Genomic DNA, 13,518 nt, shown 5'->3' on the forward strand with positions numbered 1-13,518 from the left:
CCGCTCAGACGCGCTGCGGACCGCGGGTGACCGGGTCCACGTGCAGGTCGTGGAGCAGGTCGCGGTCCTCGCAGACGAGGCGGAGGCGGGCGCGGCGGACGGCCCTCGCGCACGGGCCCGACGGGTTGCCCAGGTCCTCGGCGTGCGGGCCCTGCGGCCACAGCAGGTGGGCGAGGGACCGGGGCCTGCCGGCCGCCGCGGCCAGGACCGCGCGCGTGCAGCGCGGACCGTCGTCCACCCCCGCGACCGTGTCCTCGACGGGAAACGTCAGCAACCCCAGCACCTCGCGCGTGAGGTCCTGCTCGCTGCGACGGACGACGTCCTTCACGAGGAACCGCAGCGCCCGTGCGCGGACGTCCACGTAGAGCTGCCTCGTGTACGGGTCCGGTGGCCCACCGACGTTGTGGTAGAGGTACGCGTGCACCACGGCACGCTGGTAGCTCCATGCGGCGGCGTGGACCTGTCCCTGCGCGCGGAGCATGTCCGCGCGCAGCCGGTGCAGGTGGCTCATGAGCTCGTGGTCCGGGTCCGGCGGGTCCGCGGACGCGCCGCCCGTGGGCCGGTCCGGCTGCGCGGTCCGCGCGGCGGTGCCCCACAGCTCCTGCACGCGCGAGAACGGCGGCAGGGCGGTTGTCGCGTCGGGGTCGGCCGCCGCGCGCGCGTTGTCGTGGGCGATGAAGAGCAGCTGCGCCCGCTCGTAGGCCAGCCACGGGGCGACCCAGTGCTCGTGGTCGGCGTCCGCCACGATGTCCGACGAGCGCACGTAGGCGGCGTCGGCCAGCCGGAACGACCGGTCCGTCCAGGGCGCGTACGTCCAGGCCCGCGCGACGAACAGCTGGGCGGTCGCGGTGACCCGTCGCTCCGTCGCGGCGTCCTCGCCGCCGCCGCGGATCTCCTGCAGCGTCTGCAGCGCCTCCTGGATGCGGAGCCAGTCCACCTTCTCCGACTTGGTCGACCAGGGTGGGTAGAGGTCGGCGATGTCGGCGAGCGCACGGTGCAGCTCCGCGAGCTCGGGCCACGCCCGCCGCCCGACGAGCGCCGCGACGCTCGACGGGTTGTCGCTCGCCTCCCGCCGCGTGACGAGCTGGTGCAGGTCGGTGACGAGCTTGTCGCAGAAGTCGAAGTGGACGTAGTTCCCCCACCAGTGGAACGCGTCGAGGAACAGGGCCGCCGCCTCGAGCACGAAGCGACGCTGCTCGGCCGGCTCCGTCAGCGCGCCGGAGTGGTACAGCCACTCCCGCGCCGCGGCCTGCCAGGCGGGGTCCTCGTACCGGAACTGGGCGGCGAACGACCCGCCGGCACCGTCTGCCCCGTGCGCCCCGCTCTCCATCCGCGACCGGAAGTACGCCGCCGCGGCGCGGGACAGCGACGCCACGCGCGGCTGGTCGCTGGCCTGCAGGCGGGCGAGGAAGCTCGTGCGCACGTGCTCCTGGAGCCGCAGCACCGTGCCGTCGCCGTCGACGGTGTCGACGAACGACAGCGTGGCGAGCTGGTCGAAGAGCCGCGGGACGCCACCCCGGTGACCCCCCGGCGCCAGGAGCGCGCGCAGCAGGTCGGCCGTGACGACGCGCGGGACGGCGGCCGCCTGCACGGCGCGCAGCAGGTCCTTGCGTCCCGAGCGTTCGAGCAGCTCGGTGACGAGGAGGGCGCACTGGTGCGGGCCCGGCCGCGGGAGGCCCAGCAGCACGGCGTCGAGCCGTCCGGGCTCGGGCGCCGCAGGTCCCCAGAGGATCTCGGCGACGAGCCGCAGCGTCGCGGGGTGCCCGCGGGTCAGCGCGAGCAGGCGCGCGGCGGTCAGCTGGTCGAGCGACGCCCCACGGCCGTCGGGCGACCGCTCGGCCCGGAACCGGCGGACGAACGCCCGCATCGCCGGCTCGTCGAGGTCGGACAGGACGTGCGGGGAGGCCCGGTCGGCGCCGAGCCGGCGCACGGCTCGGTCCGGCGCCGCGCCCGCGCCGGGTGGCGCCGTGAGACCGAGGACGGCGACCAGCCGGGTGGGCCCCGCCCCGCCCGTCGCCGCCAGCGTGTGCAGGAGCTCGGTGAGCCAGGTCCCGATGGGCTCGTCGAGCACCTTGTCGACGTCGTCGAGGAGCAGGAGCGGGGGACCGTCGGGGCCGCCCGCGCGGCGCCGCCAGCACTCGGCGAACCGCGCCGCCACGTGCTCGGCCGCCCTCCCGACCGCCCGCACCTGCTCGTCCGGCTCGACCGGCCTGCGGAGCCGCTTCATGCTGGCCGCCAGGTCGGCCTCGCCCTCGGTCAGCAGGTGCTCGCGTGCCTCCGCCGCGGCACGCTCGATCGCGCTCAGGTCCCCGTCGACCAGCAGGGCGCGGGCGACGTCGGACAGCAGCTCGACCCACAGCGCGTAGCTCGCGTGCGCGCCGCCCACGGACGTCGCGGTCGCTTCGCCGGTGTGCCCCGGGTCGTACCGCTCCAGGTCGACGAGGTACGTCGGCCGCCGGCACGTGGCGGCGATCTGACGCAGCACGCTCGTGCGGCCCGACCCCAGCTCGCCGTGCAGCTCCGCAAGCGGGCGCGCGTCGTCGTCCTCCCGCAGGACCTGGTGCACCAGGTCGTCCCGCCCGACGAACCCCGCCGCGCCGCTCAGCCCCGGGGCCGAGCCCGCGGGAGGAAGGTCCTCCTCGTCGTGGATCGGGGTCCCGAGATCCTCCGCCTCCGTCGCGCCGGTGTACCCGTCCGGCCACCGCACGTCGCGGAACCTGACCCCGCGCGGGCGGACCCCCGCGAGGTCGGCCTTCTCGAGGTCGGTGTGGTCGAGCCGCGCGCCGTCGAGCACGGCGCACCCCAGCGTCGCGTCGACCAGGACGGTGCGGGTGAGGTCCGCCCCGTCCAGGCGCGCGCCGTCGAGCGCGGCGCGGTCGAGGTGCGTGTAGCCCAGGTACGCGCCCTCGAGGTGCGCACCGCGCAGGTCCGCGCGGCGCAGGTCGAGGCCACCGAGCCGGAAGAGCTCGACGCCGTACGCCGACGCCGGTCGGCTCACGAGCAGGGTCAGCGCGGTCTGGGCGTCGAGCGGGAGGTCCACGGCGTCTCCTCGCTGCACGACGCACAGCTCGCGCACCACGGTCTCGAGCACGCGTGCGCACACGACGCGGTGGGTCGCGCTGTCCGCCAGGCGGTCGAGGAGGTGGAGTGCGCCGATGCGGGTCTCGAGGTGCTCGTCGCGCAGCCGCTCCATGGCGTCGGCGAAGCGGGCGGCGCGCTCGTCGACCGTCCGGTCGTGCCGCTGGGCGGCGAACTGGCGCCAGGCCAGGGCCGCCCCCGACAGGGCGATGACGGCGGCCAGCGCCTGGGCGATCGGCGCCCGTGCGGCGCTCTGCACGGTGAGCCGGGCTGTTTCCGCCGCGATCCGGTCCTTGCCGGTGACCTCGGCCGCCGCCAGCTCGGCTGCGGTCAGCGGTGGGTAGAGGACCTGCGGCAGGAGCACGAGGGCGGCGAGCGTGAGGACCGTCCCGACGACGAGCACCACGACCAGCGTCCGGCGGCTCATGGGCGCGGCCGCGTCGGGGTCGGCCGCCCGCGCGTACGGGACGCCCGCCGGTGGGCAGTCGTCGGGTGCCTCCGGGCGGCTGCGGTCGGCCCTCCGCAGCGCGGCACGGAGGCGGCGCGAGGGCGACGGCCGCGGGCCGACCCCGCTCTCCGGGGCGCCTTCGGGGCCCTGCCGGCCGTCCTCGGCCGTGGTGTTCCGCGTGGTCGTGTCGTGCTCGGACATGGCCTTCCTCGCCGGGAGTCGTCGTCCACCCTTCGGCGAGGAGAGACCCGAGCGCGGACCGAGATACCGGGGGTGCGCCTGGCGGCTGCCCCGGTCCGGCGGCTGGACGACGCCACGAGCCGGCTGGCCGGTGCGACCTCGCGGGGGGACGACGACGGCGCGCACCGCCCGGGCGGGTGCCCGTGCCGTGCGCGCCGTCGCGTGCGCTCCCGCCGCCCGCGGACCGGGTCCGTGGGCGGCCCGTCGTCAGCCGACCGTGCCGGTGACCGCCGTCCCGTTCCGGACGACCGTGTACTGCAGCGTCTCGCCGCTCCAGAAGTGGAACGTCAGGACGACCGGCGCGCCGTCGGTCACCTCGGCGAAGAACGCCGGCCGCAGCACGATCGTCCCCGCGGCGGTGTCCGGCGCGAACGTCACGTCGTACTCCTTGAAGGACGTCCAGCTGTGCGGCCCCGCGTTCGAGCCGTCGAGGTAGCGCGCCTCCATCGTCGCGAGGCGGTCACCCCGGAACTCCGTCGGCACCGCGAACGCGTCGGTGGTCCCGGTCGCGTCCTGGAGCGCCGGGATGTCGGCGCTGACGACCTCGAGCCGCCACGGGACGCCCTTCGAGAACCGGACCTCGAGCACCGCGCGCGTGCCGTGCTCGCCGGAGCCGACGAGCCGGGTCAGCAGCGCCGCCGGCAGCGTGAGCGCGTCGCCCGCGAGCGTGAAGTCCTTGCCGGCCTTGAGCTTCTTGCCGTCGAGGTACAGGCCCTTGAAGGTCTGGCCGTTCGGGTTCAGCGTCACGGTCTGCGCCGCGACGGCGCCCGGGCGGACGAACACCTGGTCGGTCGACGCGGTGCCCGAGCGGCGCGTCCAGCTCGACCGGATCTGCGCGTACAGCGCCGGGTCGCTCCACGTGAACGCGGTGCGGTCCAGGTGCTGGCCGTTGTCCCAGAGCATCGTCGTGACGCCGGTCGTGCGCGCCTGGTGGCCGAGGGCCTCGAAGAACTTGAGCTTCTCGCCCTGCTCGATCGTGCCGGTGTGCCGGTCGAAGCCGAGCAGCCCGTACTCGCCGAGGATCACGGGGATGCCGCGCGCGACGAACGTGTCCCGCACGCGGTCGAACGTCCCGGTGAGGTCCGCCTGCGCGGCCGCGTCGAAGCGCGTCCCGCCCGCGACGTTCACGCTGAACGGCCAGTAGCCGTAGTAGTGGAACGTCGCCGCGAGGTTCGGGTCGTCGAGCTCCTCGAACGTCGCGACGAGCGCGTCGAGCCGGCCCTGGTCCGCGTTGGTGTGCAGCGTCGGCAGCACGAGCACGCGGTCGGCGTTGCGGCCGCCCGACGAGCGCACGACCTCGTGGAACCGCACGTTGAGCTCGTGCAGCAGGGCGTAGCTCTGCTCGTCGCCGGACACCCCGGCGAACTGCGGCTCGTTGATGCTCTCGAACAGCAGCGTGCGCGGGTGGTCGCGGAACCGCTCGGCGAGCTGCTCCCACGTCGCGGTGAACTGCGCGAGGACCTCGTCGTGCCGGGTCGGCATCTGGTTCGTCCACATCCACGAGTCGTGGTGCAGGTCGAGCAGCACGCTCAGGTCGGCGTCGAGCGCCCAGTCGACGACCTCCTCGACCCGGTCGAGGACCGCCGGGTCGATCGTGTACGTCGGCGCGGGGCCCGAGTGCTGGCCCAGCGTCACGGGGATGCGGACGCTCTGGAAGCCGGCGTCCTCGACCGCGCGCAGCAGGTCCTCGGTCACGCGCGGGTTGCCCCACGCGGTCTCGTCGGCTCCGACAGCGTCGAGCGTGTTGCCGAGGTTCCAGCCCGGCTGCATCTCGGCGACGACCTCGGACGCGGGGTCGACGGCGGCGGGGCGCGGGCCCGCCTGCGGTGCTGTGCCGGCGCTCGCGGGAGCGACGACGGTGGTGGTCAGTGCGAGTGCGGCGGCCAGAGCGGTCAGGCTCGTCCAGGCGGGTCGTCTCACGGGTTGCCCTTCTACGCGGGGGGCCTCGTTGCCCCGGGGGCGCGGTGCGACACGGGCCGCGACGGCTCGGTCCGTGTCGAAGCGCTTCGACTGCAGCGTAGGCGACTCCGCGCCGGAACGGCACCCCCTGCCGTGGAGTGGTGTGCGGCGGTTGCCGGGGGGTCCGCGGTCCGGCTACGCCTCGCCCCCGACGGCCGCCGGGTCGCCGTCGCGCGCCCGCTCCTGGCGCAGCAGGTCGCCCGGCTGGCAGTCGAGCGCCTCGCACAGGGCCTCGAGCGTCGTGAACCGGACCGCCTTGGCGCGGCCGTTCTTCAGCACCGCGAGGTTGGCCGGCGTGATGCCGACGCGTTCCGCGAGCTCGCCGACCGACATCTTCCGGCGCGCGAGCATGATGTCGATGTCGACGACGATGGGCATCAGATCACCTCGTCGAGCTCGGCGCGCAGCGTGGTCGCGGTCGAGTCGAGCGCGACCGCCTTCGCGAGCAGCGCACGCATTACGAGCACGAGCAGCGCGATCCCGATCCCGCCGATCGCGCCGACGCCGATGATCAGGACGATGCCGGGGGCGACGGCCTCGCCGGGCGCCAGGACCGTGCCGAGCGCGAGGGCCAGCACGGAGCCGGCGACGGCGGCGCCGATCACGACGTCGACGTAGCGGAACGCCGCGGGGCTGAACACCGTGTCGCGCCGCACCATCGTGAGCAGCCGCCAGAGGCACACGAGCGCGACCTCGACCGCGGCGACGGCCAGGAAGCAGATCACGACGATCGGCCAGCGCAGGTGCGTGAGCTCGCCCACCTCGCCGTCCGGGTCGACCGCGAGGAGCGGGAGCATCGCCGCCTGGAGCGCGAGCATCGCCGCGAACATCAGCACGATCACCACCCGGAGCGCGAGAACCGCCATGCGTCCCATGTCGTGCACCTTCCCGTCGACCTATCGAAGAACGATAGGAATCTATCGTTCTAAGACGCCGTCGGCAAGACTGCCCGGCGAACCTCACCCGAGCAGCACGTCGGCCAGCACGAACCCCGCGAGACCGCAGGCGAGCGTCAGCAGGAGCGAGCGCCGGAGCGCACCGAGCAGCGCACCCGCCGCGGCGGCCAGCACCGGCGGCTCCGGCAGCTCGCCGCCACCCAGCAGCGCGACCGCCGCCAGCCCGGCGAACAGCGGAGCCGGCAGCGCGTCGAGCACGTCGGCCGCGCGCCCGTGCGGCGTCGGGAGGAGCGTCATCGGCAGGACCCGCGACGCCACCGTCACGAGCGTCAGGGCGAGCAGCAGCGCGGTGGTCACGGCCGTGCCTCCGCCGTCGGGCCGGTCGTGGCGAGCGCACGCTCGACCGCGGGGTCGTCGCGGCGTCGCCGCACCGTCGCGGCGCACGCGCCCGCCACGACGACCGCCGCGAACGCCCCGGACTGCGGCACGGCGAGCGCCGCCGCCCCGGTCGCGATCGCCGCCGTCGCCGCGCGCAGCACGTCGGCGCGGGACCGGCACGTGAGCGCCGCGAGGCCGACGAAGAGGATCACGAACACGACGCCCGCCGCCTGCTCGGCGCCGAGCAGGTCGGCGCCGAGCGCCCCGGCCGTGGTCCCGGCGACCCAGGCGGCGTACGCACCGAGACCCACGACCACCAGCGTCCGCGCGGCGGGCCGGTCGCGGGCCACCGCGAGCCCTGCGGTCTCGTCGAGCAGGACGAGCGCCAGGAGACCGCGCCGCGCCCGTCCGGCCCGGAGCCGGGGGAGGACGACCGCGGCGAGCGGCACGTGCCGCAGCCCGAGCGCCGCGACGGCGACCAGGACGCCCTCCGGCGAGGCCCCGGCCTGCACGAGGCCGACCATCGTGAACTGGGCCGCGCCGGAGAACAGCAGCACCGACGAGGCGAGGGTCGTGCCCGTCCCGAGGAGCGGCGCGGCCGTCGCGCCGTAGATGACGCCGAAGACGCCGATCGCCGCGGCGACCGGGAGGGTGTCGAGCACGAGGCCCGCGCGGGTGGATCTGTCCATGAGCCGACCGTAGGGACACACTGGTCCCGTGCCCGGGTCCAATCCAGCGGTGCCGACCGGTACCAATCCTTCGCCGCACCTCGAGCTCGCCCCGATCGCCGGAACCGCCATGCCGTCCGTGGCCCTCGCCGAGGCGCTGCGCCGTGCGGTGCGCGACGGCCGGCTGCCCGCGGGGTCGCGCCTGCCGCCGTCGCGCGGGCTCGCGGACCAGCTCGGGGTCTCGCGCGGCGTCGTCGTGCGGGCGTACGAGCAGCTCGTCGCGGAGGGGTACCTGCGCTCGCGGACCGGCTCCGGGACGGTCGTCGGCCACGTGCACGTCCCCCCGGCCGCGCCGGTCGTGCCGTCGCGGCCGTACGTCCCCGCCAACCCCGGGGTGCCCGCGCTCGGCTGGTTCCCCCGCACCGAGTGGCTGCGCGCGGCCGAGACGGCGGTGCGCGAGGCCACGGACCGCGAGCTCGGGTACGGCGACCCGCGCGGGCACCCGCGCCTGCGGCGCGCGCTCGCCGCCTACCTCGGGCGGACGCGCGCGGTCGTCGCACCCCCGGACCAGGTGGTCGTCACCGCGGGCTTCGCGCAGGGCGCGCGGCTCGTGGCCGAGGCCCTCGCGCGGCACGGCGTCGACGAGGTCGGCGTCGAGGACCCCGGCTCGGCGGGCGTCGTCGCGACCCTCCGCGCGGGGGGAGTCCGGACCGCCGCCATCCCGGTCGACGCCGACGGGATCCGGGTCGACGCGCTCGCGGCGGGCGACCTGCGCGCCGTCCTCGTGACTCCCGCGCACCAGTTCCCGACCGGCGCGGTGCTGACCCCGGCCCGGCGCGCGGCGCTGCTCGCGTGGGCCGACGAGCGCGACGCCGTCGTCGTCGAGGACGACTACGACGCCGAGTACCGGTACGACCGGTCGCCCGTCGGCGCGCTCCAGGGGCTCCGGCCCGACCGGGTCGTCCACGGCGGCAGCGTCTCCAAGAGCCTCGCGCCCGGGCTCCGGCTCGGCTGGCTCGTCGCGCCGGCGTGGCTCCTCGGCACGCTCGTGGAGGTCAAGCACCACGCGGACATCGCAGCCCCTGTCCTCGAGCAGCTCACGCTCGCGGTGTTCCTCGAGAGCGGCGGGCTCGACCGGCACGTCCGGCGCACGGCCGTGCACTACGCGGCCCGGCGGGCGCACCTGCTCACGGCCGTCGAGCGGCACCTGCCGGGGTGGCGCGCGACCGGCGTCGCGGCGGGCCTGCACGCGGTGGTCGTGCCCCCGCGCCCGCTGGCCGCGGACGTGCTCGACGCGATGGTCGCGGCGTCGGGCGACGTCGGCGTCGTGCCGCTCGCGGCGTTCGCGCACGGCGGTGGGCATCGCGGCGCGCACGTCAGCGGGCTCGTCGTCGGCTACGGCGACGTCGCGCGCGACCAGCTCGACCGCGGCCTGGCCGCGATGGCGGCGGCCCTCGGCGGGCGGCGTCCGGCGTCCCCGCGCGCCTGACGTGCGTTGTGCTCGCCGTCACACGGCCGGGTGGAACCCCCGCATCATCCGGGTGCACCGCGTCCCGCGCGCTCACGTGCCGGCGGTGCCCGGCCGATGGACGACGAGGAGGTGACCGTGCCCACGCTCGTCGAGCTCGTGTCCCTGGTCGCGGCCGTCCTGGCGACGATCACGGGCGTGCGCGTGCTGCGTCGCCGCCGGACCTCGCCGCTCGCGCCGCCCCTCGCGCTCATGCTGTTCGCGGCCTCCGAGTGGGCCGCGGCACGCGCGCTGCTGCACGTCGCCGAACGGTCCGTCCCGGCGACCGTGGCCCTGCACTACGCGGTCTTCCCCGGAGCGGCCGTCGTCGTCGGTGCCGCGTTCTGGTACTTCCTCGTGCTCTCCGGCCGCACGCTCTCGCGCCGGACCGCCGTGCTCCTGTGCGTCCACCCCGTCGTGCTCGGGCTCGTGCTCCTCACGAACCCGTGGCACGAGGCGTTCCTGCGCCTCGACGTCGTCGACGGGGCGGTCGTGGACGGCGTCGGGCCGCTGTTCTGGGTGCACAGCGCGTACAGCTACGCGCTCCTGGTGCCCGGGATCGGGCTCGTGCTGCGCGCCATGGCCCGCGCCGTGCCCGGGCACCGGCACGTCTACGCCGTCGCGGTCCTCGGTGCCACGGTCCCCTCGGTCGGCAACGTGCTGACCACGGTCATCGCGACGCGGTCCGAGAACCTGCACCTCACGCCCGTGTTCTTCCTGGTGAGCGCCGCCATCTGGGCGTGGGTCGAGCGGTTCCGCCAGCACAGCCGCGTCGTCCCCGTCTCCACCCGCCAGGTGCTCGAGGCGCTCGCGGACGCCGTCGTCGTGCTCGACCCGGCCGGGCGGCTGCTCGACGTCAACGCCGCGGCGCGCGTGCTGCTGCGCGGCCCCGACGGTGCGCCGCTCGACGACCGCGTGATCGGTGCGCCGTGGGACGAGCACCTCGGGTCGGAGCTCGGCGACGTGCTCGCCGACGGCGGGAGCCGCGTGCTCACGACCTCCTCGGGCGCCGTGCTCGACGTGCGCGTGACGCGGATGACGGACCACGGTGGCCACCCGGTCGGCACGGTCGTCGTGCTGCGCGACGTGACCGAGCTCGAGCGGCTGCGCGCCGAGCTCGCGCACCAGGCGACGCGCGACGGGCTCACCGGGCTGCACAACCGGCGGGCGTTCGAGCAGCGACTCCGCGACGCCGTCGAGCACGCGCGGTCGACGGGCACCCCGCTGAGCGTCGTGCTGCTCGACCTCGACCACTTCAAGACCGTCAACGACACGCACGGCCACGCCGTCGGTGACCGCGTGCTGGTCGCCGTCGCGGACGCGCTCGCCGAGGCGGCGGCCGAGGGCGAGACGGTCGCGCGCCTCGGGGGCGAGGAGTTCGTCCTGCTGCTGCCCGGCCGGACCGCTCCGGAGGCCGCCCAGCGGGCCGACGAGGCGCGGGCCCGCTGTGCCGGCGCGGCCGTGGCGGTGCCGGGGGGCGACGTGCGCGTCACGATCAGCGCCGGGGCGGCGGAGCTGTCGCCGGACGGCACGTCGGAGGGGATCCTGCGGGCCGCCGACGTCGCGATGTACGCCGCCAAGGCCGCCGGGCGGGACCGGGTCGTCACCGCGCCCGAGCGCGGGGTGCGGCGTCGCGCCGTCCGGCGGTAGCGCACCCCGAGGCCCGTGCGGCGGCTGCGGACCTCACGCACCGTGCGCCGGTCGGGCCCGTGACGGGGCGCGGGACCCGGACGTCAGGAGGGCGACGAGCAGCGCTCGTCGGAGCTCCGCCGCGTCCCCGCGTCGTGCAGGGCGCGCGCGCCCGGGCCCGCCGGGGCGTCGGTGGTGGCGTCCGCGTGGCCGTCCCGGTCGCCGTCCGTCGCGACCGCGTCGATCACGTCCCCGCCCGACGCGAGCTCGCCCAGCACGACCGGGTCGCGCCGGCCCTGGGCCCGCGCGGCGACCCGCTCCGCGAGCGTCCGGTGCGCGTGCACGTACGCCGGGACGAGGAGCGCGAGGGCCGCGAGCCACGCGAGCGGGTTGCCCCACACGACGCCCTCGTAGCCCCACGACGCGCCCAGCACGACGGCCGCACCGACCCGGCAGACCAGCTCGAGCACGCCGGTGAGGGTCGGGACCCAGGTGTGCCCGAGCCCCTGCAGCGCGCCGCGGAGCACGAACAGCGCGCCGAGGACCGCGTAGAGCGCGCCGTTGACGTGCAGGAAGTACGCGGCCATCGACACCACGGCCTCCTCGCCCGGGCCCACGAAGACCCGCACGAGCGTCGCCCCGCCCAGCGCGATCCCCGCGCCGAGGACCGCGGAGCCGCCGACCGTGAGCCACAGCGCCTGCACGACGCCGGTCCGGATCCGGTCCGCGCGCCCGGCGCCGAGGTTCTGCGCCGCGAACATCGACACCGCGAGCCCCGCGGAGCCGAGCAGCGCCATCGCGAACTGGTCGACGCGCGACGCCGTCGTGTACGCGGCGACGGCGTCGGCCCCGAGGTCGTTGAGCCGGACCTGCACCGCGAGGATGCCGATCGCGATGATCGACGCCTGGAACCCCATGGGCAGCCCGAGCCGCAGCTGGTGGCGCAGCTCGTCGCGCGTGACCCGCCAGTCCTCGCGGCGCACGTGCAGCGCGGGCACCCGGCGGCGCACGTGCGCGAGGCACAGCGCGACCGACGCGCCCTGCGACACCACGGTCGCGAGCGCCGCACCGCCGACGCCCAGCCCGAGGCCCGGCACGGCCCCGAGGACGAGCACGATGTTGAGCACGCAGCTCGCGACGAGGTAGAGCAGCGGGGTCCGGGAGTCGCCGATCGCGCGCAGGACCGCCGAGAGGTAGTTGAAGAACATGATCGCCGCGGCGCCGAGGAACGTGACGACGGCGAACGTCGTGGCCTGCGGCAGCAGCTCGGGCGGCGTGCGCAGCAGGCGCAGCGCGGGCTCGGCGAGGAACGGGGCACCGGCGGTGACGAGCAGGCTCACCGCCGCGCTGAGGATCGTGCCGGCGGCCACCGACCGGCGCACGGCCCGCGCGTCGCCCGCGCCGAAGGCCTGCGCCGTGGGGATCGCGAAGCCGGTCGTCATGCCCCACGCGAAGCCCAGCAGCAGGAACAGGAAGCTGCCCGTGGCACCGACGGCGGCGAGGGCCTCGACCCCGAGCACGCGCCCGACGACGATCGCGTCGGTCACCTGGTAGAGCTGCTGGACGACGTTGCCGAGGAACAGCGGCACGGTGAACAGGGAGATGACGCGCCAGGGGCTTCCGGACGTCAGGGATCGGGGCACGGCAGGTCCTCCGCGAGACGGGGTGGGTGTGTTCGCGGTGGTCGGTCGTGCCGGTCGCTCGCCTCTATCGGATCGTTTCGACCCGGGGTTCGTCAAGCCGGGTCGCGGGTGGTTCCTCGTGCGCGACGGAGCTCGCGGCGGGTGCCGGGCCCGGGTGCGGCCGCCTGCTCGACCCGCGCCGGAGGTGCGGCGTCCACCTCGGGACGCGCACGGCGTGCGGCGACGCGGGCCACCGCCGCCTCGACGGTGTCCGGCGGCCGGGCGTCGCGGGCCGTCCGCGCGTCGGTCCAGCGCGCCAGGAAGTAGCTGCCCGCACCGAGGCCGAGCACGAGCGCGAGGTCCCACCAGGGCGAGCGGTCCTGGGCCCGGTCGAGGACGACGACGCCGACCGCGAGCAGCCCGAAGGTGATCGCCGCCCCGGTGTCCCAGCGGTCCCAGCCGCGTGTGCGCTCCGCCACGGTGCCCTCCCGGCTCGTCGGACCCGACCCGAGCGTGCACCGCCCGGGGCTGCATCGTCCCACCGGCTCCCCGTCCGCGCACCGCCCTCAGGCCGAGGTGCTCCGCCTCCCGGCGCGGGCCAGCGCCAGGCCGCCGAGCGCGGTCGCGACCACCCCGAGCACCACGCCGACGATCGCGCCGCCCAGACCGTTGCCGGTGCCGAGCCCGCCCTCGGCGGTCGCCGCGTAGAACGCGCCGAGCCCCGCACCGACGACCCCGAGAGCCAGCGCCGCGAGGGCCGGCGTCCGGCCGGACCCCGGCCCGCCGGTCCGCCCTCCCGCGCCGCGGCGCAGCGCGAGCCCGCCGGCGACCACCCCGGCGAGCGCGACGACGGCGACCACCGTCGGTCCCAGGCGCCCCGGGGTCATGCCGGTGACGGGCGTCGAGGCGGCGACGGTCAGCGCGGCGGCGGGCGCGGCGGCCGCCCACCCGGCGAGGACCGCGGCGGACGTGGCGGCGGTCGTGGTGCGGACGCGTCGGACCGGCGTCCCCGGTGTGCGTGCGCTCATGTCGGTCTCCTTCGTCGGCGTCGGGCGCCCGGGGCGTCCGGCGGCTTCGGCTGGGGCCTCCGGTG

The 13,518-nt window shown here is 76.4% G+C and carries 11 protein-coding genes; 2 read left to right on the plus strand and 9 right to left on the minus strand.

What is annotated here, in order from left to right:
- Nucleotides 1-4: 4 nt before the first annotated feature.
- From NXY84_RS02560 to NXY84_RS02585, 6 genes are all read right to left on the minus strand, one after another.
- On the minus strand, nucleotides 5-3,727 hold the full coding sequence (locus NXY84_RS02560) for a pentapeptide repeat-containing protein (protein ID WP_258725611.1): 3,723 nt from the start codon (nucleotides 3,725-3,727) through the stop codon (nucleotides 5-7).
- Nucleotides 3,728-3,973: 246 nt separating this feature from the next.
- Nucleotides 3,974-5,686, minus strand: coding sequence for a cellulase family glycosylhydrolase (locus NXY84_RS02565; protein WP_258725612.1), 1,713 nt, complete (start codon nucleotides 5,684-5,686; stop codon nucleotides 3,974-3,976).
- 174 nt (nucleotides 5,687-5,860) lie between these two features.
- Nucleotides 5,861-6,103 carry a helix-turn-helix domain-containing protein gene (locus tag NXY84_RS02570; RefSeq protein ID WP_258725613.1) on the minus strand — a complete coding sequence of 81 codons (243 nt, stop codon included), beginning with the start codon at nucleotides 6,101-6,103 and terminating at the stop codon, nucleotides 5,861-5,863.
- On the minus strand, nucleotides 6,103-6,600 hold the full coding sequence (locus tag NXY84_RS02575; protein ID WP_258725614.1) for a DUF2975 domain-containing protein: 498 nt from the start codon (nucleotides 6,598-6,600) through the stop codon (nucleotides 6,103-6,105). Before NXY84_RS02575 ends, NXY84_RS02570 begins: the two co-directional genes overlap by 1 nt.
- A gap of 84 nt (nucleotides 6,601-6,684) precedes the next feature.
- The gene (locus NXY84_RS02580; protein ID WP_258725615.1) at nucleotides 6,685-6,978 is read right to left on the minus strand and encodes an AzlD domain-containing protein; all 294 of its coding nucleotides are present in this window, start codon (nucleotides 6,976-6,978) and stop codon (nucleotides 6,685-6,687) included.
- Nucleotides 6,975-7,688: an AzlC family ABC transporter permease gene (locus tag NXY84_RS02585; RefSeq protein WP_258725616.1), complete on the minus strand. Its 714-nt coding sequence runs from the start codon at nucleotides 7,686-7,688 to the stop codon at nucleotides 6,975-6,977. The genes NXY84_RS02580 and NXY84_RS02585 overlap by 4 nt, the downstream gene beginning before the upstream one ends.
- A 49-nt stretch (nucleotides 7,689-7,737) precedes the next feature.
- Here NXY84_RS02585 and NXY84_RS02590 point away from each other — a divergent pair, with 49 nt between their 5' ends.
- Nucleotides 7,738-9,156, plus strand: a complete 1,419-nt coding sequence (locus NXY84_RS02590; protein ID WP_258725617.1) for a PLP-dependent aminotransferase family protein — start codon at nucleotides 7,738-7,740, stop codon at nucleotides 9,154-9,156.
- A gap of 96 nt (nucleotides 9,157-9,252) precedes the next feature.
- Entirely contained in the window at nucleotides 9,253-10,824 is a 1,572-nt protein-coding gene (locus NXY84_RS02595; protein ID WP_258725618.1) for a histidine kinase N-terminal 7TM domain-containing diguanylate cyclase, read from the plus strand.
- An 83-nt stretch (nucleotides 10,825-10,907) separates the two neighbouring features.
- On the opposite strand, the gene NXY84_RS02600 is transcribed toward NXY84_RS02595, so the two are convergent.
- The 3 genes from NXY84_RS02600 to NXY84_RS02610 form a co-directional block, all read right to left on the minus strand.
- Nucleotides 10,908-12,446, minus strand: a complete 1,539-nt coding sequence (locus NXY84_RS02600) for an MATE family efflux transporter (RefSeq protein WP_258725619.1) — start codon at nucleotides 12,444-12,446, stop codon at nucleotides 10,908-10,910.
- Between the two features lie 92 nt (nucleotides 12,447-12,538).
- Complete coding sequence (locus NXY84_RS02605; protein ID WP_258725620.1) at nucleotides 12,539-12,904, minus strand: hypothetical protein; 366 nt, start codon at nucleotides 12,902-12,904, stop codon at nucleotides 12,539-12,541.
- 87 nt (nucleotides 12,905-12,991) lie between these two features.
- On the minus strand, nucleotides 12,992-13,453 hold the full coding sequence (locus NXY84_RS02610; RefSeq protein WP_258725621.1) for a DUF6223 family protein: 462 nt from the start codon (nucleotides 13,451-13,453) through the stop codon (nucleotides 12,992-12,994).
- Nucleotides 13,454-13,518: the final 65 nt, after the last annotated feature.

The organism is Cellulomonas sp. NS3 (assembly GCF_024757985.1).
Taxonomy (GTDB): Bacteria; Actinomycetota; Actinomycetes; order Actinomycetales; family Cellulomonadaceae; genus Cellulomonas_A.